17 protein-coding genes are annotated in these 22,093 nt (G+C 67.4%); 2 read left to right on the forward strand and 15 right to left on the reverse strand.

The genetic code is table 11. The annotated features are described in order from the left end of the window. Positions 1-91: 91 nt before the first annotated feature. Positions 92-4,450 carry an NPCBM/NEW2 domain-containing protein gene (locus VT03_RS31250; RefSeq protein WP_156514908.1) on the reverse strand — a complete coding sequence of 1,453 codons (4,359 nt, stop codon included), beginning with the start codon at positions 4,448-4,450 and terminating at the stop codon, positions 92-94. 234 nt (positions 4,451-4,684) lie between these two features. Here VT03_RS31250 and VT03_RS31255 point away from each other — a divergent pair, with 234 nt between their 5' ends. Together VT03_RS31255 and VT03_RS31260 are read left to right on the forward strand one after the other, a co-directional pair. After that, a complete protein-coding gene (locus VT03_RS31255; RefSeq protein WP_075096629.1) occupies positions 4,685-5,101 on the forward strand; it encodes a hypothetical protein in 417 nt (138 codons plus the stop codon). A 186-nt stretch (positions 5,102-5,287) separates the two neighbouring features. Next, the gene (locus VT03_RS31260) at positions 5,288-5,488 is read left to right on the forward strand and encodes a hypothetical protein (protein ID WP_075096630.1); all 201 of its coding nucleotides are present in this window, start codon (positions 5,288-5,290) and stop codon (positions 5,486-5,488) included. Positions 5,489-6,041: 553 nt separating this feature from the next. Here the strand turns inward: VT03_RS31260 and VT03_RS31265 are convergent. The 14 genes from VT03_RS31265 to VT03_RS33955 all read right to left on the reverse strand — a co-directional run bounded on the left by VT03_RS31265 (position 6,042) and on the right by VT03_RS33955 (position 22,067). After that, positions 6,042-6,719 carry a hypothetical protein gene (locus VT03_RS31265; protein ID WP_075096631.1) on the reverse strand — a complete coding sequence of 226 codons (678 nt, stop codon included), beginning with the start codon at positions 6,717-6,719 and terminating at the stop codon, positions 6,042-6,044. Beyond that, complete coding sequence (locus VT03_RS31270) at positions 6,682-7,803, reverse strand: M14 family zinc carboxypeptidase (RefSeq protein WP_075096632.1); 1,122 nt, start codon at positions 7,801-7,803, stop codon at positions 6,682-6,684. Before VT03_RS31270 ends, VT03_RS31265 begins: the two co-directional genes overlap by 38 nt. Before the next feature lie 129 nt (positions 7,804-7,932). Then, positions 7,933-8,619 (reverse strand): hypothetical protein, encoded by a 687-nt coding sequence (locus VT03_RS31275; RefSeq protein WP_075096633.1) that lies wholly within the window; start codon positions 8,617-8,619, stop codon positions 7,933-7,935. A gap of 672 nt (positions 8,620-9,291) precedes the next feature. After that, positions 9,292-11,331, reverse strand: a complete 2,040-nt coding sequence (locus VT03_RS31280; protein WP_075096634.1) for a protein kinase domain-containing protein — start codon at positions 11,329-11,331, stop codon at positions 9,292-9,294. Between the two features lie 82 nt (positions 11,332-11,413). Continuing rightward, a complete protein-coding gene (locus tag VT03_RS31285; protein WP_156514909.1) occupies positions 11,414-12,214 on the reverse strand; it encodes a hypothetical protein in 801 nt (266 codons plus the stop codon). 112 nt (positions 12,215-12,326) lie between these two features. After that, entirely contained in the window at positions 12,327-13,232 is a 906-nt protein-coding gene (locus tag VT03_RS31290; protein ID WP_075096636.1) for a type II secretion system F family protein, read from the reverse strand. Positions 13,233-13,265: 33 nt separating this feature from the next. After that, positions 13,266-14,117 carry a type II secretion system F family protein gene (locus VT03_RS31295; protein ID WP_075096637.1) on the reverse strand — a complete coding sequence of 284 codons (852 nt, stop codon included), beginning with the start codon at positions 14,115-14,117 and terminating at the stop codon, positions 13,266-13,268. Beyond that, positions 14,114-16,084 (reverse strand): CpaF family protein, encoded by a 1,971-nt coding sequence (locus VT03_RS31300; RefSeq protein ID WP_075096638.1) that lies wholly within the window; start codon positions 16,082-16,084, stop codon positions 14,114-14,116. Before VT03_RS31300 ends, VT03_RS31295 begins: the two co-directional genes overlap by 4 nt. 114 nt (positions 16,085-16,198) lie before the next feature. Beyond that, positions 16,199-16,972: a hypothetical protein gene (locus VT03_RS31305; protein ID WP_075096639.1), complete on the reverse strand. Its 774-nt coding sequence runs from the start codon at positions 16,970-16,972 to the stop codon at positions 16,199-16,201. Next, on the reverse strand, positions 16,969-17,865 hold the full coding sequence (locus VT03_RS31310; RefSeq protein ID WP_075096640.1) for a hypothetical protein: 897 nt from the start codon (positions 17,863-17,865) through the stop codon (positions 16,969-16,971). Before VT03_RS31310 ends, VT03_RS31305 begins: the two co-directional genes overlap by 4 nt. 561 nt (positions 17,866-18,426) lie before the next feature. Then, the gene (locus VT03_RS31315; RefSeq protein ID WP_075096641.1) at positions 18,427-19,227 is read right to left on the reverse strand and encodes a hypothetical protein; all 801 of its coding nucleotides are present in this window, start codon (positions 19,225-19,227) and stop codon (positions 18,427-18,429) included. Between the two features lie 59 nt (positions 19,228-19,286). Further along, entirely contained in the window at positions 19,287-20,996 is a 1,710-nt protein-coding gene (locus tag VT03_RS31320; protein WP_156514910.1) for a hypothetical protein, read from the reverse strand. 78 nt (positions 20,997-21,074) lie between these two features. After that, positions 21,075-21,809, reverse strand: a complete 735-nt coding sequence (locus tag VT03_RS31325; protein WP_075096643.1) for a hypothetical protein — start codon at positions 21,807-21,809, stop codon at positions 21,075-21,077. 48 nt (positions 21,810-21,857) lie between these two features. Continuing rightward, entirely contained in the window at positions 21,858-22,067 is a 210-nt protein-coding gene (locus VT03_RS33955; RefSeq protein WP_156514911.1) for a hypothetical protein, read from the reverse strand. Positions 22,068-22,093 lie beyond the last annotated feature (26 nt).

Below are 22,093 nucleotides of genomic sequence, written 5' to 3' on the forward strand. Positions count from 1 at the left end.
GGAAACCGGTCGAGCATTCTCCCTGCCGGAGAGGCGCGTCCACGCGCAGCGGTCTAGGCCACCATCGGTGCGGGAGGCCAACGGCCGACTCTCACGGCCGTCCCGCCGACTCCGGTTCCGGCGGCGGCGGAAAGCGGAGCGACGTCAGCCGCGGTTCGATCCACACCGCGCGGGCGAACCAGTACTCCTTGGCGCAGTGGACCCGCAGGACGATCTGCGCCCCCTTCGGGAACGCCACGCGGCACGACTGGAGCTTGTCGATCTCGCGCGAGGGCTGCGACTTCCAGAGCGACTTCCCGTCGGACAGGACCTCGAAGGTCAGGTTCGAGCCGACGAGCTTCGTCCCCGGAACGTCGGTCGCTTCCGGAACCCCCACGCGGGCGGTGAAGGTCTCCCACTCGCCGGAGAGGGCGATCGCGACCTCGGAGAAGTCCTCCCCCCCGGGATGGGCCAGGATCGCCTCCCGGTAGACCTGGCCGCCGAACCGGATGTCGCCGCCGAGGCTCTGCCCGGAGAGGCCGCGGCCGTCCCGTGTGAACCAGTTGTTCAGGACCTTGACCTTCGCCGGTTCCTGGCGGCTGAGGAGCAGAGTCGGCTGGACCTGGTCGACGAACGCCTGCCGCTCCTTCCGCAACCCGTTCGCCGGCCCATCCAGCTTGCTCCGGACGGCGGAGTCGATCGCGGCGTCATAGGCCGCCAGCATCGTCTGGATCGACGCCTCGTGCCGCTTCCGGAGCTCAGCCGGAAAATCGGCCGGAAGGAGGTGTTCCGACTCGTACCGGGCCCGGCCTTTGGCGAGCGTCTCCTTGTCTGGACCGACCGCTTTCGCTTCCCGGTCGGCGAACGTCCGGTCGATCTCCTGGCGAAGCGCCGTGATCCGCGCGCGATACTTCGGCCGCTCCTCCTCGACCGGCAGCCGGACGATCGCCGGACTCACGTTCACGGGCCGCCGGAGCGGCTCCCGCTTCTCGTAGACCTTCAGCGTCTCGAGCAGGCCCCGCGTGTTCTGGACCCGCTGCGACTTGATCGCCGCCGAGAGGGTGTCGGCCGCCTTCGTGAACTCCTTCCCCTCGGCGTACGCGGCCGCCAGGGCCATGTCGACCTCGCCGTCGCTGCCGGGACCGTATTTGCCGGCGGCCCGCGCGTGCCGCATCGCCGCGGTCGCATCGCGGTACTTCGCCTCTCCGCAGGTCGCCCGGATCATCGCCAGGCCAATGTGCGTCATCCGGTCATCCGGGGCAATGGCGAGCGCCGCCTCATAGTCCTCGATCGCCTTCCCGATCTGGCCGGTCCCTTCGTAGCCGCGGGCCCGGCGGACGAGGGCCGACGGGACCTTGGGAGACAGCTTCACCAGTTCGGTGAACCGGGCGAGGGCGTCGATGTTGTATCCCCGTATCCGGGCCACCTGACCGCCGACGAGCCAGACCGGCGGAAAGTCCGGGGAGGCGGTGATCGCTTCCTGGACGAACTTCTCCGCGTCGTCGAGCTTCTTCGAGTCGATCCGCGCCCGGGCGTTGATGAGGGCCGACCACGCCACGGAGAACTCGTCGTCCATCTCCCGGGCGCGGCGGGGGGGCAGATCGATCCCGAGCCGGATCAGCTCCGCGGAGGCCAGCACGCAGGAATCGCGGTCCGTCGTGGGAGAGCCCGCGGCCCGCTTCAGCCATTCGACCGCCTCCTTGCGGCGGTTGCGGGTCAGGAGCAGCCGGCCGAGGCACCACGCGCGGTCGGTCAGGATTCCATAGCCCGAGACCAGGAACGTCTGACAGTACCGCGCCTCCGCCTCGGAGAACGGCGGCGCCCCTCTGCCGGACCGCAGCAGTTGCTCGCACAGCAGCGTCGCCCCGTCTTCGCCTCCCTGCGCGAGGACCATCCGGGCCCCCTTGTCCCGTTCCTCCGTCTCGTTCATCTGGTCGAGGATCACGATCGAGCGGAGAGCCAGGTCCGGCGGGGTGACGGAGTTGATATCCGGACGGTGTTCGAGCGCCTGCTTCAGGTCCCCTTCGAGCTGGTAGACGAGCGAGATCCCGGAGAGATTCCGCCGCTGCTGGGGACTGAGGCGCGAGACGTACTGGAAGCACGCGTCGAGAGCCGCCGTGGCGTTGCCGCGGCCGGTCCGGCGGCACCAGAAGTACCACCCCGCCCACTCGTCGGCGTACCGCTGCGAGATCGCCTTCTGGAATCCCTCGGCCTCGTTCCACTCCCCGAGCCCCTCGCAGCACTCGACGGCGCACCGCAGTCCCCACTCGGAATAGGAGTTGGCGGCCCGCAGGGCGTACGGCTTGGCCGCCTGCCACTGCTTCTGCTCCATGTACCAGTCGGCGATCTCCCGGCAGATGCTGGCGTGCTCCAGCCCCAGGACCGGCTGCTCCAGCGCCTTGTCGAGCGCCTCCTTCCACAGGTCATACTTCTCGAGCCGACGGTAGGACGTGGCCAGCTTCCGGTAGGCCTCCATCGACGGGTGCCGCTCCACGACGATCTTGAGGATCCGCGCGGAGGCCTCGGCGTACTTCGGGTTCTCGAAGTTCCGGTTCTCGTACTGCTGGGCCAGCCGGGCGAGGACGACCGCTGACGGCGACTCCTTCTCCCACGTCTCGGCGAGCGGGGCGACTTCCTTCCAGTTGAAGTCGATCGACCGCACGATCGCCAGCGGGCACTTCGGAGCCATCCCGAGGGCGTGACGCGCCCGCCGCTGCCGTTCCCGGATGTCGGTCGCCGGGCGGACTTCCCACGGGACGAGGTCGGGAAGGATCTCGTCCCGCTGCCGCACGATGAACGGCATCAGGGGCTCATACGGAACCATCTGCCGTTCGCCCCAGTGGTCCGCATAGGCGTAGACGGTGTTCGACAGCGGCCTCTTCATCAGCGCGGCGACCGCCTCTCCGAGCGCCCCCCGCCGCTGCCGCGGGTCGGACCCGTAGGCGCGGAGGAATCCCCTGTGCGGGTGGCCTTCGAGGAGCGGCGCGAGGGCCAGGATCGTCTCGCGGGTGTCGATCCCCACGTAGTCCGCGTCGGTCGAGAGCCGCTGGATGACGTGGACGAAGCTCAGGTTCTCGGCGAGCGTCGCCAGCATCGGCAGCGCGGGCTCGCGGAGATCGCCCCGGGCCTCCGGGCTGCGGAGGGCTTTGACGAGCCCGACATGCTGCGCGACCGCCGCGGCGAGGTCCCCCCGGACGACGGCGCTCCCCAGCGCCTTGTCGAGCTCGGCGGTCCGGTGCGGCACCGTCTTGAGCCGCTCGGGGAAGTCGCTCAGGAACTGCTGAAGCTGCGCCGGCCCGAGCGCGCGGCGGAGACCGAGCGCCTTGTCCTCAGCCAGCACCGCCACCGCCCGCAGGCACTCCGGGCTCTGTTGGTAGCACCGGTTCGCCGCGGCCCGCCGTTCGTCGTCGGTCCCCGCCAGTTCGGCGGCCAGAAACGCCAGGTACCCCGCCAGCGGCTTTCCCGCCGTCGCCAGCCGCTCCAGCTCCGCGCTGTTCCAGCGGACGTAGGGATCGAGGCCCTCGGCCCATGGCGGCGCGGCATCCGGGGCTTTCTGTCTGGCCTTGTCGAGGTCCTCGATGGCCCGATGCGGAAGACCGCACAATCCGCGGACGAGCGCCCGCGACCAGAGCGGCTCGGCGTTCTCCGGGTCGCGCTGCACTGCCGCCTCAGCGTAGAGGAGCGCGCGGGCCTTGAAGGTCTTGTGCTCCGTCCCCCAGTGGACCTCCGTCACGCTCCCCAGGAGGGCATAGCCGCGGGCCAGCCGCGCCAGGAGCGGCACCGAGTCCGGACTGGCCCGCAGCGCCGAGTGGGTCCCCCGCAAGTCTCCGAAGAGGGTGACGAGATCGAGAGCGATCCGCTCCTCGGGGAGCGCAGGGCCGGCGGCCGCTTCGGCGGGGACCGGTTCGAAGCCCGCGTCGCGGAGCAGGACGACGAAGGGACCCGGCTCGGTCGCTCCGCGGGCTCCGCGCGACCATTCGACGGATCGGGCGAGAGCGGTTTCGAGAAGTTCCTCGGGAGTCGCTTCGAAGGTTGCGGTCCAGGGCTCGGCATCGACGACGCGCCCGGTCTCGCCGATCGAGACGGTCACCTGTCCGGATGCGGGAAAGGCGACCTCGACCCGGAAGGTCCCGGTCTCGTCCTTGCTGTCGCCGGCGGGCTCGCGGAGCCATTCGTCGCGGGTCGCCGCGCCGAACCGTTCGCGGGCGGTCATGAGGAACCCCTGCCGGACGATCTCTCGGAGCAGGATGCGGCTGACCGACTGCTCGATTGTCTCGGGCTCATCGAGGCGAACGACGCGCCGCGTCTTCGCCGGTCCCGCCGCCTCGACGGAGCTCACGATCGCCAGGCAGGCGGCGAGCGCGATCAGGAGCCGACAGCGCGGCCGGCACGGGACCGCTGCATGGGAGAGAAAGGATCGCAGGACCGTCATAAGCTGCCCAGGTCGATAGCCAAAGGAGACGGAGGCCATGATAGCGGCCGCTCGTTTCCCGAGACGATGGATCAGGAAAGCTCCCCCGCGCCATTATCTTTGGGGAGACTTCCGTTGCGACGAAATCGTCTCCCGAGGGACATGAAGACGCCCACGGGGACGCGGCCGGCCGCTTTGGGCGGCCTTGATTATGCACCGGGCCGGCAACGGCACGGCTCATCAAAGCCCGAGTCGCAGCCCCCGGCGGAACCCGACCGCATTCGAGACTTTGCCATGAGCATCGAGGCCTTCGTCTGGAACTACCGGAACGGCGAGCCCGTCGGATTTGCCTATGACGTGATCCGGGAGATTCTCCTGCCCGGCTCAGCGGGCGGGGAGATCGTGGACGGATTCCTGACGGTCCGGTTTGCGAACCCGGCCGACTCCGTTGCCATCCACGTAGGCCGGGAGGCGGAGCAGACCAACCACATCCCGGTGCTCGTGATCTCGCGCCCGCTCACGCATCCCGACTACCTCGCGCGGATCTTCCGGCTGCTGCAACTCGGCGATGTCCTGCACTTCTACTCCGACGACACGACCCCGGTCTTCGCCCGGGGAGCGGACACCGGGCATTACCCGGCTGAGCTACTGGCCGAACTCGGCACGCCGCGGTTCATCGACACCCCCTCCGGGCTGCTGCACCAGTCCTGACAGGCACCATGGGGCCGATGGTCGATCGCGACGGGGCGGTACGTGTCCGGATGTGTTGCCGGCCGAGCCCTGGAGGAGTGTTGCCGCGTGGCCACGTTTCTGACGGGAACGTCATGGAGATTGCAATTTGCCTGGAACCTGAAGACGTCCCATAGTTGCGCCGCGGGGCTTTTGCGGGGACACACCATGCTGGATGAGGACAATCTGGGACTGGAGAGCGCGATCCGATTCTGCGAGTCGGCGAAGCGACTCCTGGAACGCGCTCATAACTCTCTCGAACTCGATGACCGACTGCAGCCAGACGTGCTGAACACGGTGGAGTCGCTGGCTCAGACGTGCGGAGAGGTCATCACTTACCTGGAGACCGAGATGCGATATCGGAAGTGAGAGATCCGCCCGTCCGGGCTTTGCCAGTCAGGACTCGGCCGGTCGCTCGATCCGCAGCCCCTTCAGCCTCTTGAGAATTGGCTCGATCCCGGGACCGTCGCCGCACAAACAGAACCCCGTCGACGTCGCCCTGCGGAGCCGTCGCGATGCTGCCCGGCCGCCGGTCGTCCGTCGCAGGCTGTGAACAGAGCGCGGGACATTGCCCTCCGCGCACGAAAAAGCCCGTCGTCAGGAACAGGACGAGAGGCGGGCCAGCACTCGCATCCGCTCGACCGACGTCGGGCATGCAGACATCATCGCGTCCCCGCCGGAATGGACTAGGCGTTTTCGGCAAAAATGCGGGAGATTCCGGCTTCCGGCGAATTCCGCCCACAAACAGCACGCTGCGGCCGGGCCGTTACGGAGCAAGGGGGTTCGGATCACGCCCCAGGCGCCGGGCCTCACCACGCGGCGGGACCGGAGGTCGAGCGGTTTCTATCCCCCGGGCCCGGGGTGGTCGACTCCTGACGCCGGGCCATCTGACCTGGCCAGGCCGTCGCTCCTGGAGTGGCCTCTATCCCGGATCGTCCCCCTTTCGACGATCGACGAACCGTTGCAGCAGCCACTCGATACAGTAGGCCCACAGCGGGGCGTTGAGCAGGACGATTCCGCCCACCGTGCTTTCGGGGTGCGGGGAGACCCACATGATCCAGCCGATGGGGAGAGTCGTGAGAACCATCAGGACGACGCCGAGTGCTTGAGAGACCCGCGACATCGGGTCGTAGATCTGGAGCGTCGCAACGACGCACAGGAACACGGCGGCGATGTTGAACAGCATCAGCAGGACAAATCGGGCGCCCATGGTCGACACTCCCTGAGCCGGGTTCGGGACTGGCGCGGGGTCTTCCGTTGTCAGTGATCCGCGTTCTGTCAGAGGAGGGCCGTACCATCGAGATGACGATGCCGCGTCCGCGCCCATTGTCCACGGCAACTCATCGCGGCGCTCCGGCGCGGCCGTGGTGGACCGAGCGTAGATCCGCTTCGGAATCAGCTCCTGCAGGATCTCGATCGCGACGTCCTGGTAGCGAAGGACGGTCCGGCTGGGATGGAAGACGCGCCAGAAGCCGACGGCGCGGATCCGACGGCGGTCGCGCAGCAGATTGATCAGCCGCGGGATGGCGGGTCGGCCGATATCCCGCAGGCCGGCCGCCGCGTTACTCCGGCGGCGGGAGCTCGAAGTAACGCGCTCCACCACTGTTCGTCTGGACCGCCCGCAAGCCCGGCGGTTCAGGCAGAAACTGTACGTACCCCTTCATCCCGTCCGGACGCGGCTGGGCCTCTCCGGCCGGAGCCGCCGTCCCAATCTCGTCCTCCAGCCGGATCGAATTCCTGTCCCGGACGGCGGGACGCGATTCGGCCGCGATCCCCGCATTGGCGGCGGTCGGAACGCGGTCGGTCAGCAAGGTCACGATCTGACGGACCGAACCGGGAGTCGCGGATTGGTCGCGGGAGGCGGGCAGCACCAGGTTGATCACTTCCACCTTGAGCCGCGTCACGGCGTAGTCCTCGATCGACGCGGCCCGCACCTGATCGATCCGCAGCGGGTCAAACCCGTCGATCGCCTTCGCGTCGAAATTCGCGATTACCGCTCCCCGCAGGCTCCCCCCCGACGTGATGTGAATCACGCGTGTCGGCCGGAAATCGGCCAGGATCTGGATCAGTGCCCGCGTTTCGGGTTCGCTCGCCGGCGTCTCACCGGTCAGCTTCGACGCGTTGGCCGGGAAACGGGCGGACGGAAAATTCCGGTTGAGATCGACCCCCCGGGCATTCGTCATCGTCCGGTCCGCCGCGCCGTCGGGATTCGGAGTGCGGATCGCCAGAACGGCGCGATCGGTCAGCGGCGTCTTCGAGATCGAAAGCTCCGCGACGGCCGCCTCGAGGGCCCGAATCGTGTCGAGCTCGTTGCCGTGCAGACTGCTCAGCACGGCGATCCGCTCGTCGCCGGAGCCGAGGCGAAGCGTTTCGATCGCCCGCCGGTCGACGCTCTCATAGTCGCGGCGCCACGGCAGTTCGGTCTGCGAGACCGCCTGTGTCCGGCCGCTGTTGGCCGGAGCGGTCGTCACGATGTCGCGGCGGGGGCCCGCCGGATCGGGAGCTTCATTCAGCAGCGCGCGCTCGCGCGGCGTCAGTTCGTTCGGGGAGCGGGCCGGCAGCGACTGGGCGAGGCCCGTCTGCGGCGCGGCGATCCGGAACGACTGCACGAGGGTGCGGGTTCCTCGGGCGCAGCCGGGGGCGAGCGCAAGAACAAGCAGAGACACGGTCGTCAGGCGACGCATGCTGGGCTCCTGGGGGAAAGAGGACCAGATGATCGGCGGGGCGCAAGAACCAGGGTCCAGGGGCGGGAAACCGGGGAAGGAGCAACTCCTGTGACCCCGGTCCCTCGCGCCTGGACCCTTATCTTCTTCTCAATCGGCTTCCACGCCGATGAGGTACTTCAGCTCTTCAAATTGTTCGGCGTACTCCTCGCTCGAGGAGTGGACGTGCTCCCCTTCGGTGATGAACCGCAGGGTGTCGCTGCTGTAGAGGCGGTTGTCTTCGAGAATGTCCTCGAAGCCCTGGAGGTTGTGTCCGTAGACGACGAGCAGCTTGTGCTCGTCGAACTGGACTTCCATGGGGGCCCGCGGATTCAGGACGGCGATTCCGGTACAGCCGTCGTTGGTCAGCAGGTCTTCGAAGTCGTACAGGAGGCTTTTGAGGATCGGGAGGTCGATCTGTTCCCGGTAGGTGTCGACGTGATCGCGGCGGCGGGTGTCGTGGCTCGATTCCAGGACGACGTCGACGGTTTCGCCGAGCGGGTCCAGCAGGTCCATGAACAGCTCGAAGAGGCGTTCCTTGGTCTGCGAGGCCATGAGGACCGGAATCGTGGCGCCGGTCCCCGTGTCCTTGAACGAGTCGCGTCGCCAGCCCGCGCTCGGGACGACCTGGAGGTCGACCGAGGGACGGATGGCGTCGGTCAGCAGGTAGCTGCCGTACCGCGCGATGCGGAGGTGGTCTTCGAGCTGCTGCTCGCTGACCGTGTCGAACGAGCTGCGGCCGCGGGCGACCGTCTCGTCTCGAAAGGCATTCTTGATGAGCCGCTTGAGGAAGCTCATTGTGGTGACCGCTCCGCGCAAACCCGCTTGAGGGCAGATCCGTCTGCGAGTGGCGATCCATCGGGCAACTCTAGCACGCGCTTCCCGGCCACTGACGACGACCCGTCAAAACCTGTAAGAATTTCAGCCCGCGCCCGCAGCCGATGGCAGAAGTACCATAAATGGCCATCCGGCAAAATGGTTAAAAGGTCCGGCTGAACCGGTTGTAACGTGGCGGCGATCTCCCCCGCTGGGGGCGCCGGAACAGAGGCGGAGTTGAGGGAGCACGAGTCCAGGGGCGGAGCCGGGTGCGTTCGCTGGATGGAGGTGGACGGATGATCGAACCGGGGTCCAGGGGGTCACCCCTGGTGGGGGATGCAAGGGGGCGACGCCCCCTTGCCCGCCGGAGGCCTGGCCGTCGAGAGATGTCTGAAGGAGATCGTGTCCAAGAGCGGACACTGTGTCGTATGCCCCCACAGCAACCCGCAAGGATTACAAAGCGAGCGATGAGTCCTCAGCGCCGGCTCCACAAAGCGGATGTCCGTTGCTTACCACGGTTCCTCGTTGAAGCGCCTCCGGCGGCAAGGGGGCGTGGCCCCCTTGACCCCAGGCTGCCGTGGCACGTTGGGTTTGAGCTAGGAGAGCCGCGCCGGCAAGGACGCGGTTTGCGATACTGCGATCGGACGAGCCGCCTTAGACCATCAGACGTTCGAGCTGAGCGGCAAACTCGCGGCCCGTCTGGAAGCGGTCCTGCGGAGCCCGCGCGAGGGCCTTGGCCATGAACGGATTCCAGTCCGTCGGGATCGCCGGATTCAGCTCGCTCGGACGGGGCCAGTTCGCTTGGGAGGCCTTGGTGAGGATCTCGACCTGGTTCTGACCGTCGAACGGCCGCTTCCCGGTGATCGCCTCGAACAGACACGCGGCGAGGCCGTAGGTGTCGCATGCCGGGGTCAGATTCCCCGCCCCCTGCAGAACTTCCGGCGCCTGATACTGGTATTCCCCCATGTCGAGCCGGCCACGGGTGATGTCGTACAGCGTCTCCATCACCTCGCCTCGGGAGAGGACAAAGTCCCCGAGCTTCGCCTGCTCGTCTCCGTCGAACAGGATGCAGCTCGGATTCACGTTGCGATGCAGGATCTGCTGCTCGGCCGAGGCCTGGAGCGCCTGGGCGATATCGAGCCCCGCCTGACGGACCATGTCGAGCGGGAGCGGCCCCTTCGTCCGCGCGATCCGGTCCCGCAGGCTACCGTTCGGCAGGAACTCGCTCGCCAGGAACCAGATCGTCATGCCGCTGCGGCGGGTCATCCCGCCGCGGTACATCTGGACCACGTTCTTGTGCTTGATCCGACCCGCCTCGGGGATCGCCCGCAGGAAGCGGCGGATCTGGTCGTTCTGGTCCTGGAATTCCGCCGGGAAGATCCGCAGCGCGACCTTCTTGGTCTCGCCCGACTTCCGCATCCACCGCGCGACGTACAGGTCCCCTCCCCGGCCGTGGTGCAGCCGCTTCAGGAGATCGAACCGCGGAATGATCCCGGTCCCCTCGAACTCGAGATTGACGAGGAAGGAGTGCTTGCCGAAGCGGAGCTCGTCCCCGCGGACGACCCGCTGCGGCCCCTCGACCTTGCGGCCATTGAGGAACGTCCCGCTGGGATGGAAGAGGTCGTACACGTGCCAGTCGAGGAACTGGCAGGCGAGGAGGGCGTGCCGCGTCCCGATGTCCGGATCCTGAATCGGCAGGCTCGCCTGCTCGACCCGGCTGACGAGCACCATCCCGTCGCTCTCGTAACGGAAGGAACGGCTGGGGGGCCGCCGCTCCGTGAGATGCAGCGCCGGCGGGACGCGGCGGACGGGGATCGCATCGGCCGGCGCGGTTTTGGCAGACGCCTCGGGGGCGAACGGCGGGAGGACGCGGCGGGAATGGAGTCCGAGCTGGCGGAGGTGGTTGCCGAGATCGCGGGCGGTCTGGAACCGCCGCCGCGCCGGAGTCTTGACGATCAGGCCGCTGACGACGTCCGCCAGCGAGGTCGCGACGTCCGGAACCTTCGAGGCCCAGTCTTCGAGTTCCGCCTGCTCGTTGGCGTGCCAGACGAGCCACCGCCGGCCCCGCTCCTGCTCGTCGGCGGAGAGGCCGAAGAGCTTGGGGAAATTCGTCCCGGCGATCATCTCCAGGGCGAAGAAGCCGAGGCAGTACAGGTCCGAAACGGGGCTCGGACGGCCGAAGCGGTTGTCGATGATCTCGGGGGCCTCGTAGCGGACCTGCCGCCACATCTCGGCGCTGGGATAGCCGGTCTCGTAGCGGTAGCCGAGGAAGTCGCCGAGGCGCGTCTCTCCTCCCGGATCGACGAACACCGTCTGGGCGTTGATCCGGCCGTGGACGTAGCCCCGGGCGTGCAGGCTCTCCAGCCCCTCGACGCACTCCAGCAGGACCCGCGCCACCATGTCGTTCGACAGCGGGCCGTGCTTGTCGACGAACTGCTTGATGGTGCACTGGCTGTCGTCGAAAATCAGGAGCCCCTGGCCCGGGTCGGCGTGCCGGACCGGCAGGATCCGGGGATGTTCGACCGCGCGGAGGAACTCCACTTCCTGTTCCAGCCGCTTCTGGTGGGAGGGGTTGGCCCGCGCGTCGTCGGTCAGCTCCTTGATGAGAAACCGCTGTCGCGACTGGGGATCTTCGCCGCGCCAGATGCGCCAGACGGAGTTTTCGACGAGGGTGTGAAGTGTGCGGAAATCCATGGCGTCGACTGTCGGAAGGGACGGTGTTCGTCCGTGGGCGAGGCTCGATACTGGGGTTGAGGGATGCGCCTCCCCGGCTCAGCTAGTCGTACTCCAGGAGCTTCTGGCTGGCGATCCGTTCCGCCATCTGAAGAACCTCCCGGATGGAGTCGTCGTTGACCCCCGCCGGGGTCTGGGCGCCGGTGGCGGGGCCGAAGACCTCAACGAGGTCCCGAGCCGTCTCCCGGACGCGGCGGTAGTCGCTGGCCGCGGCGGGCCGGTCCATCCGCGCCTCCGCCAGCCGGGCCGAGATCAGGCTGTCGGAGAGCTGCCGCCACTCGACCTCGACCCCCCGCCGCTGGGCGATGTTCCGGAACGTCTCGTCGGCGAGGGTTTCGAGGACCCGCTGCGATTCACGCCGCATCGCCGAGACCGTGAGCGGCGCCGTGCCGCTCCGGCGGTTTCGAGTGGCTCCCGCTCCCGCCAGGACCATCAGGGCCACGACGACCAGGGCCCCGGCGATGACCCAGCTCGTCTGGACGGTCCAGCGGTTCCGATCGGCGTCGGTCTCGATGACCCGCCGCTGGTCCTCGGGATCGATCACCGAGTGGTCCGTGATCAGGACCAGCGAGGTGACGGCGGAGGGCTGCAGGCTCCCCTGGTCGTACCAGACGCGGCGGTCGTTGATCGCCAGCGCCTCGCCGTCGAGCCAGATCGGATAGCGGAGCATGTTGATGACATGGTACGCGGCGTTCCGGTACTCGACGACCACGTGCCCCTGGAGCTGGGTGTCACTGAGCCGGATGTCGGCGTCCGCCTCCGCCCCGATCAGGACCCGCTGCCGCTGGACGATGAACTCGCGTCCGGCGTCGGGCCCGTTCGTCACTCGAATTTTCGTCGCCAAGGGACTCTCCGAAATCGGCCAGCCGGGCGTTCTTCCATCGGGCTGGTCCGCGACTCACACACTCCGGGACATGGCTCGGCGGGATCGGGGCGGGCCGCCGAACCGGGCCGCTTCACAACGAAAGGGTGTTGCGGGCGGCCAGGATGAACGGCGTCACGACGATCAGGAGACACGCCAGCATGACCAGCAGGCCGGGCCATGTCACGTGGACCTTCGCTTCCTCGGCGGCCCGCTCCAGCCGCTGCAGCCGCCGCTGCTGGAACTGGTCGGCCAGGGCGCGGAGGCTCGCTTCGACCGAAGTCCCCCGCTCGAGCGACGTCCGCAGGACGAAGGCGACCTCGATGAAGTCGTTGTCCCGCGTCCGCTGCGCCCAGGCGGTGAGGGCCCGGAGCGTATCTTCCCCGCGGCGGACCATGCGGAGGAGTTTCATGAACTGCGTCCCGAGCGGATGGTCGCGGTTCTCGGCCGCCGCCGTCTCGAAGGAGTCCATCATGTCGGTTCCCCCGGATTCCATCATCAGGGCCATCAGCTCCAGGGCCGACGGCAGGCGGGCCCGGGCCCGCCGCCGCAGATAGTCGGCCCGCTTCCCGTCCCGGCGGAGCCACATCCACCACAAGGCCACGCTCCCAAGCGCGATCGCCACCAGGGCAGTGATCGCCCCCCACTGCATGACGATCATCGCCACGAGCGCCGCGCCGCAGGCGACGAGCACCGACTGCGCGAACCGCAGCGCCATGTGCTCCGGCGCCGTCAGGACGTTCCCTTCGAACTGGTCGAGGTCGAGATCCAGCTTCCGCACCCGTTCGGGAAACCGCGTCTCGAAGAACGGGGCGAGACGCCGGATCAGCGGCTCGAACAGCGCGAACAGCCGCTTCTGGCGGCACTCGGCCCGCCGCTGGAGTTCCCCAGGTCCGAGGGTTTCGGCCGAGGGACGCTGTGGGAGCAGGCCGACGGCGTCGGCCGCCAGCCAGCCGGCCAGGCCCCCGAAGCAGGCGGATGCGATAATCTCCGCGGTCATGATTGAACTCTCCGTTGTCCCGGTGTTCCGCTGTCAGTCCACGATCGCGAGGAGCCAGAAGGCCCATCGGACCGCGACGTAGGTCAGGAGGGCCACGATGCAGATCGCGATCTGTCCCGAGAAGGTCGAAAACAGGAGCCCCATCGAGGCGGGATCGATGAGGGAAAACATCAGGGCGAACAGGGCGGGAAACAGGGCGAGCACGATCACCAGGGCCCGGCCCCCGGCGGTGTTCGACTCCCGCGTCCGCTCGACCCGCTGCATCTGCTCCAGGCTGTCGCTGATCTTCTCCATCGCGACGGTGATCTTCCCCCCCTGCCGCTCGGTCGCCAGGAGGGCGATCACGAACAGCGAGACGGCGTCGACGTCGATCCGTTTTTTGAGAGCGGTCAGGCTCTCCCGCAGCCCTTCCCCCCGGTCGAACGACTGGACGCACTCCATGAGCTCCTCCCGCAGTGGCGAGCGGGATTCCCGCGCGACCGCCCGCAGTCCTTCCGGCGTCGAGAGCCCCGCCCGGAACTGGGCCGAGAGGGCCCGCGCCGCGGAGACGATCTGGTCGCGGAACTTGATGCGGCGGTTGTCGAGCCGGAGGCTCAGGACGATCCGCGGCACCTGGACGAGGAGCGTCCCCGCCAGGACCGCGACCGGCGGCATCTTGAGCGTGAAGGCGATGAAGAGGACGAGGAGGGCCGTGAAGGCCCACCACCACCGCTGCCAGATCCGGATCGTCTCGAGTTCGAGCCCGAGCTGCGTCGGCTGCGCGGTGAGGCGGCGGGTGCTCACGGTGCTGATCCAGTCGATCAGCTGCATGACCGGGCCCGAGATCGCCATGGCGGTCATGCCGAACAGGACGGAGGCGACCATCTGCCACGACTGGGCGTTCATCGGCTCCCTCCCCCGTCGTGATCGGCGTGCCGCGGACCGACATCGAAAAATGTGTCGAGCGTCAGTCCCCCGTCCATGATCAGCTCGTCGATGAAGGTCGGCAGGAAGCCGGTCGGACGGAGCTGCCCGTCCTTGGACCGCTGGAAGATCGGTTTGAGCCACAGCCCGCCGGCGTCGGGGTCGACGCCGACGACCTCCGTCACCTCGGAGATGATTCGCCTGCGGATCCGGACTTCGGGGTTCAGGGGGTCGGTCACGATCTCGCTCGACAGCTGCACGATCAGGTCGAGGGCCGACGCGACCTGCCGGTGGATCGATTCGACCGGGAGGTTCGTCCCCTCGTTCTGCTGGCACATCATCTCCAGTCGCAGCACGACGTCCCGCGGCGTGTTGGCGTGGATCGTCGTCATCGAGCCGTCGTGGCCGGTGTTCATTGCCTGGAGCATGTCGAGCGCCTCGCCGCCGCGGCACTCCCCGATGATGATCCGGTCGGGCCGCATCCGGAGGGCGTTGACGACGAGCGCCCGGATGTCGATCCCCCCCACCCCTTCGACGTTCTTCTGTTTCTTCTCGAGCGGCACGACATGCAGCCGCTGGATCCGCAGCTCCGCCGTGTCCTCGATGGTGATGATCCGCTCCTTCTCGGGGATCTCGGCGCTGATCGCATTCAGCAGCGTCGTCTTTCCCGAGCCGGTTCCGCCGGCGACCAGGATGTTGCACCGCAGCCGGACCGCGGCGGCCAGGAAGTCCCGGGCCACCTGGGTCATGGCCCCCTTGCGGACGAGGTCGTCGCAGGTGAAAGCCCGCTGCGGAAACCGCCGGATCGTGAGGCATGGGCCGCGGACCGTCAGCGGCTTGATGATGGCGTTGATCCGGCTCCCGTCCGAAAGCCGGGCGTCGACCAGCGGCGTCGAGGTGTCGATCTTGCGGTGCACCTGCGACACGATCCGCTGGATGATGTCTCCTACGTCCTTTACGAACCGCCGGCCGGAGTTCTCGATCTGGCCGTCCTTCTCGATGTAAATGTTCTCCGCGTCGTTCACCATGATTTCGGAGACGTTGGGATTGTCGAGGAGGTCTTCAAGGGGACCGAGACCGAACCAGATGTCCTTGACGTCCTTCTTGATCTGCTTCAGGAGCATGTAGCGGCGGGTGTCGACCCGGACGCCGGCGAGGAGCTCGTTCCACGCGTCCCAGTAGTGCATCTCCAGCCGCCGCACCTGCCGCGAGAGGTCCCGCTCCCGATCGAGGGCGAGCCGCTGCGTCAGCCGCATCAGGAGCCCTTCGATCTCCCGCTCCCGCTCCGGCTGGAGCGTCCGCTGCAGCGACCAGGGTTTGCTGGACGCCGACGAGTCGTCCGCCTGTCCGGAGCGTTCGACCAGCCGCCGCAGGAGGAGCGAGCGGGCACACAGGCCGGCAAAGTGGTCGCCGACTTCGCTGCTGGTGAGGTCGTCTCGCGGCAGATCCGAACGCTGCGAGGCGAGGTGGTCCAGCTCCCGCTCCAGCGTGAGGAGCGCGTCTTCGCTGTACCGCTCGGTGTCCCCCGGGTCGAGGACGTTCCGGTTGACCGTCGTCAGGAGCTCTCGGTGGAGCTCGTCGACGAGGGACGAGCACCGCCGGTCGAGGTCGGCGGTCCCTTTGCTGTCCGCCCCGATCTCATCCCGGGCGTCGAGGTGGACCGTCAGCGTGAACGGGTGGATCTGGATGTTGCAGTTGTTGGTCAGCGGCGCGGAGCTGTTGACGAGCAACGGCTGCTCGTTCACGGCGCAGTTGTCGACCCGGGCGCAGAACCGCCACCCCGTGCCGTCGCCGAAGTTCTGGATCAGCCCCGCCTCTTCCTGGACGTAGTTGCTCTTGAGGCAGACGTCCATGCGGGGATGGCTGCCGATCCGGATCGGGTTCTTGCCCGAGGGGAGGACGACGTTGTCCACGGCGCCGGTGATGTCGTTGCTGGCCAGGATCCGCATGCGGTGTCTCCGCTCCACGCGGTGCATCGAGCTGGTCGGGAATGGGTCGCTCCGGCGCGCTCGCCGGAGGGGCCCCTGCCATACAGAGCGGGGGCTGGCTGCCGGGACCGGGCGTTACGACGGAGGAGGCTCAGTCGTCGACGGAGCAGCAGGCGAAGTGGCGGCCGGAGGGGGAGGCGGACTCGGCCGGGGGACGTTCGAGACCGGCGTTGTCATTCGGCGCTGCACTTCCGGCGACAGGATGACGAGGGCCAGGATCTTTTCGGGCTGGTTGCGGTCTCCCCGGGCGGCGCTGATGAGCCGCAGGGCGGTTGGATCGAGACCGCCCCCCGTTTTCCCGTCATAGGGGACGGCGATCGTCAGGATCTTGGCGTTCGCCCGCCGCTCCCGTTCGTCGCTCGCCTCGCTGACCTGGTTCCCGACGCCGACGACCCGGAACGGCTGGACCAGTTCCGTTTTCCCGTCGGTCTGCTGCAGAAGAAAGCCGATCCAGACCCCGAGCTTGAGCTGGCCGTCCGCATAGTTCACCTGGTCGAGCGAGACATGGACACCGACTTCGTTGGTGGCGAGCGCGGGGGCCTCCTTTTCGGGCGACTGCATGTCCGCCAGCGAGAACAGTTCACCCCGCTTGACGTCCCGCTTGAGCTCGCTGAGGAGCACGGCCTGCCCGCGGTCTCCCCACGGAACGAAGGTCCGGAACAGGGACTCGGGACCCTGGACGGAGACTTCCGCGAGGTGGTTTGCCCGCAGGACGGTCCCCGCCGAAAGGTCTTCTGAGGCGGCGGTCAGCCGGATCGTTTCGGCATCCTGCTGCACGGCCATGTGGTGCGCGAACGCGAACGCCAGAAAGAACGCCGCGGGAACAATCAGCTTCAACGGACCGCTCATGGGAGCTCCTGTACGGAGTCTGTCTTCAGAATAATCAGGAGACGGGAGGGGGGAGTCTGGGAGGACGCGCTTTCGGCGGAAGGGCCGGAAGCGGCCGGGGAGGATTCCGCCGAAGGGGGGCTGGACGAGGACGGTACGGATCGTTCGGCCGCCGACGCGAGGGTAGAGAGTTCCGGGACCGGAGTCTCTGACAAGCTCATCACAAGCCGCTGCGCCGGTCCGCGCTGGACCTGCCAGGCGGTCAGAGGTCCCCGCGATTCGGCGCGATCGACGGTCCAGCCGTTCTCCTGGAGGCCCCGGACGAACTCTGCCTCGGGAGTCGTTGCGATCACCATCTCGCCGGACAGGCGTTCGTCGGACGACCAGCGCCGCAGGAGTCGCGTCCCTTTGATGTCGGTGATCAGCGACTCGGGTTTCCGGTCCCGTCGTGCTTCCGGGGAAGGAACGATCTCACCCAGGGCCCATCCCGCTCCGTCGCGGAGGGCGATCTGAAACAGCCGGAGCCGGGGAGGACTGTCGCTGGAGAAGACGCCGCGGATCCGGATGTTGCCGAGGCTCCGCTCGTAGAACGTCATGTTCATTGCGCCCGTTGCGTTTCCTCCGGACGCCAGCAGACGGGCCAGTTCCTGATCCAGCGGGGACGACTCGGGAAGAGGTTCGGGGCCATCTGACCTCCAGCGGCGGGCGAGGAGTTCCGCGTCGGCGCGCTGTCCCGAGAGACCGAACCGGGAATCGTCGGTCGTCCAGTATCCTCCCAGGAGATCCGTCAGGAGAGCGGGATCGGACGGCGATTGCTGCGGGGCCGGCGGTCGAGGAGTTTGTGGGGGAGCGGGCGGACTGAGCAGGGGGATGAGGTGTACGACGAGGTACCCTGTGGCGGCGACGATGGCCAACCAGAGAGCAATCCGGACCACCTTCGTCAGGATAGGGGGGCCCGTGGGGGGGAGCTGGGAGCCCTGGGGGGATGGGGAGCCGGCTGCATCGGGTGAGGAGGCCGTCCCTGAGGTCCGCGTCAGCATCGAACTCCGCCCGTTGAGAAACCGCGAGACATGCCCGCACCGGAAGGAGAGGGCGATTTTAGTGGAATGGAAGGGGCGCACGCAAACGGCACGTCGCAAACGGAGCGCCATCACCTGAACCGGGTCCAGGGGGACCGTGGTGGGGGATGCAAGGGGGCAACGCCCTCTTGCCCGCCGGAGGCCTGGCCGTCGAGAACTGTCTGAAGGAGGACGTGTCCAAACGCGGACGCCGTGCCGGATGCCCCCTTACCAACCCGCGGGGATTATCGAGCGAGCGGTGAGTCCTCAACGCAGGTTCCACAAAGCGGACGCCCGTTGTGTCCCACGGTTCCTCACCGGAATGCCTCCGGCGGCAAGGGGGTGAGACCCCCTTGACCCCAGGCTGCCGTCGCACGATGGGTTTGAGCCAGCAACGTCGTGCCGGCAGGAAGATTTTCAGAACGACTGCACTTCGTTCCCCTGCGATGCTTCATACAACTGCCGCATCGGATTCAACACCGAACGAATCTTGTCCGCCGCATCCCGCAACTCTCCGGCGTTCCCATCGCCGCCAAACAACTGACCCAGAAAACCGCCAGTCGCCGCATCAATCGCGTCCGCAATCGTCTCCGCGGTGTCGGCCACAAACTCCAGCGCCGCGATATTGCCGTACAGCACGTACCCCGCCGCAATCGCCGGATACTTGAGCGCCCGCGACTGCAGCGCGGGGACAAACACAATTGGATTCTCGTAAAGCCGCATCCCGAAACCCATCGCCTGAAAGGCCACATCCACCGACTGATCCAGCGGGATCCCACCCAGATACGACTCCGCATACTTCGCGATATACCCCAGCGGCTTCGTATGGACGTCGAAGTCGTTCGTTCCGGTCGCGAACTCGACCGACCGGCTGTCCCATGGACCACCCATCGTCTGGCTGCCCGACTTCGTCACGACCGGCGCCGCCTTCCACCAGCCGTCATACACGATGGAACGCTCCGCCAGGTTCTCCACCCGGCCATCCGAGAGCTCCGCGTTGTAAGCCAGAGGCTCCTGCGCGGTCCCGGGGCGCAGACCCTGGAACGTCTTGAGCCGGGCTTCGGCCACCGTGTTCAGCCCGTTGAGCGTCGTCTTCGTCAGGACGAACAGGGCGTAGACACAGCCTGCCAGGAGCGGCAGGACCATGACGAGTTCCAGCGAGGCCACGCCCGAGCGGCCAGGCGACCGGCGATCGTTGATGAGTGGAGCGGGTTTCATGATCTGTTCCCCGATGGACGGGTGGCCGATGGGAATCGAAAGGGACAGGCGAGGATGGCCTAGTGAGTCCGGGCTGCCGGCTTGTCGAGCAGGCTCCGGTCGAGCAGCTTGCGGATATCGCCGAACTGCCAGCGTGCGGCGTCTTCGATCCGGGTCGTCGGAACGAGCAGGGGCTTCCAGTTGAGGACGACCTTCGGCTCCGGCGCCCGGTCCCGATAATACGAGACCTCCACGTCCTTGCCCGGCTTGGGATCCGCCCCCCCCTTCCACTCCGGCACGCGGGTCTCCGCAAAGTTCAGCGTGTCCCAGCCGATCTGAGCCTGAACCGTCTCGGTGCCCGAGCCGCGGGTCGTCTGGTTCGCGTTGTAGATCATTGCCTGGGCGAACGCCCCGAATCCGTCTTTGTGCGGAGAATCGAAGAAACGGGGGGCGGCGATCTCACGCCGCTCGTGCTGGGCGAAGCCGACGATGGCGAACAGCTCCTCCGCCCGCTTGCTTCCGTTCGAGTACGACCACTTCTCCTCACCCTTGTTCCCTTCCAGGACGTCCAGATCTTTCATGATCAGGAGCTGGATGCCGTTCTCCTTGGCGCGGGTCGTCATCTCGATGATGTCCGACTGCGTGAACTCGACGTAATACGCCTTGAACCGGCTGAGCCAGAGCGCATCCTCGCCGAACTGGAGCATCGGCAGCCGCCAGTGGTGCACCCAGGGGACCGCCGCCCGGGCCAGCTGGGACTTCCAGACTTCGTTCTTCGGAAACGTCTCCTGCTCCGCGACGACCGGGAGCTGCAGCAGCGGATAGGTCGGCGACTTGAAGTTGGGGAAGAGCGAGCCGTCGACGTCGTGATACTTCGCCGTCTCGTCGACGACCTCTCCCATCCGCAGCGGGACGGTGAACCGGGCGGCGTTGCTGTACAGGTTGACGACCTTGAGCACCTTGTCCCGGACCGTCGTGATCGCCAGCTTCAGGGCGCCGAACGAAGCGACGTCCTCCATGGCGTTCAGGACCTTCCACTCCGCGAGCCCTTCCTCTTCGAAGGCCCGGCAGGCCCCCATGATGATCCCGGCGTAGATCTTGATGAGCGGCCCGATGTACGGAACGATCTCTCCGAGGAGGTAGAGCCCGCCCGCTCCCGCATGGACCTCGTAGGCGTAGGCCCCCACGTTCTTCAGATGCAGCCGGGACTTTCCGATGGCCGCCTCCACGACGATGTCCTTGTCGAACCCGTCGTCGTAGGTCTCCGTGCGGGGGCGAAGGAAATCGGGCGCGGTCGACGTGGTGGCCCGAGCCAGCTGGTAGAACGTCGTGACGGCGGTCCGGACCTTGGTGGGGGTCCGGTCGCTCGAGTTCCCCTCCTCCATGTCGTCCCCGCCGAGCGCGTGGTAGAGGATCGTCAGGGCGTGCATCTCGCCGATGAGATGGTTGGCGGCCGTGATGGCGTTCATCCCGCGGGCCATCTGGGTCGCCGCGGCCTCGGTGATTCCGTCGGCGGCGTTCTGTGTTTCGAGCTTTCCCCGGACCGCATGGACCACGTTCACCATCGCGCAGAGCGAGAGCACGAGCGTAAGGAGGACCACCAGGCTGAGGATCGAGAGCTGGCCCTCTTCGTCTTCGTGGACGTCGGTGAGCCGCCGGGCAATCCAGCCGGGGAGGCCGGGGCCGTTCTCCTGATCCGCGGGCGGAGTCCCCAGTGGAGACCGCGGCGTCCGGGTGTCAGCGGCCGGGCCCGAGGCGATCAGCGTGTTCGCGTGCTGTGAATGTGTCATGGTCGCCTCCAGGCCGGCGTTCTCGCGCGGCCGGCACACCGCCTGTCACGGCGGTCGATTTCGGAACCCGGGCAGGTCTCAGAAGGCCCGGTAGTCGATTCCCAGCTTCTGGTCGGGCGTCTCGGGGCACTCAAGCGTCATCCGGACGGACGACTTGATCGGATACTCGTAGGGATACTTGCGGTCGGGATCGAGCAGCCGCGCGGCGCCGGGTGTGAACAGCGGAGCGCGGAACTCGACGTCGACCCACGCCTCCTCGCCGTGCCGCCGGTTCGGGATCTGCGGCGTGATCGTCGTGCGGGCGGAGACGTTCTTCACATGGTTGATGAGCTTCTCGCGGCGGACGGTCTCGCCCGAGAATTCTTCGAGCTGGTCGACATAGCTTTCGGCGTGCTTCTGGGCGTTCCCCGGGGGCGTGCCGTTCTCACTGCCGGAGGCGTTCGACGAAATGACGAACGGGGAGAGGGCGGTCACGACCGCCTGCCGGACCCGATCGTCGCGCAGGTTGCCCGGTTGCATCGTTTCCCAGACGACCAGCGAGCGGCTCCCGGCGTAGGCGGCGTAGACGGTGCCGACCTTCGCGAGCACGAGCATCGTCGTCTCGGCGATCGTCACCAGGATCAGGGCATAGACCGGCATCGTGATGACGAACGACAGGGTGTAGGAGACCCCCTGCTCGCCCCGCAGCTCAGCCCAGCGGAACCGCGAGCGTTTCTTCACGAGCCGCCAGATCACCACGACGCCGAGCGTCAGGCTGATGAGCCACAGGGCCCAGATCCCTTCGAAGCCGTCGATAAAGGAGTGGATGGTCATGGGAGGAACCGCGTGGAGAACGGACTCGGTCCGAAAGACGGTTGGTCGTCACATCAAAGGGCTGCCGACGACGTTGGCCACATGGGAGTGGTACATCCGCAGGCCTTCCCCGATCAGTCGAAAGAGGAGGAACGCCAGCGGAAACATGGCGCCGAGCACCATGACGATTTCGAGCGTCGCCATCGCGGTCCGCCGGCGCAAGGCCAAGCCGCGGCGTACACCGCGGCGGCCCTGTGGCAAAATCGATCGTGGAATCATGGCCACTCTCCTTTCCGAAACAGCGG

Origin of the sequence: Planctomyces sp. SH-PL14, assembly GCF_001610835.1 — a bacterium.
Taxonomy (GTDB): Bacteria; Planctomycetota; Planctomycetia; order Planctomycetales; family Planctomycetaceae; genus Planctomyces_A.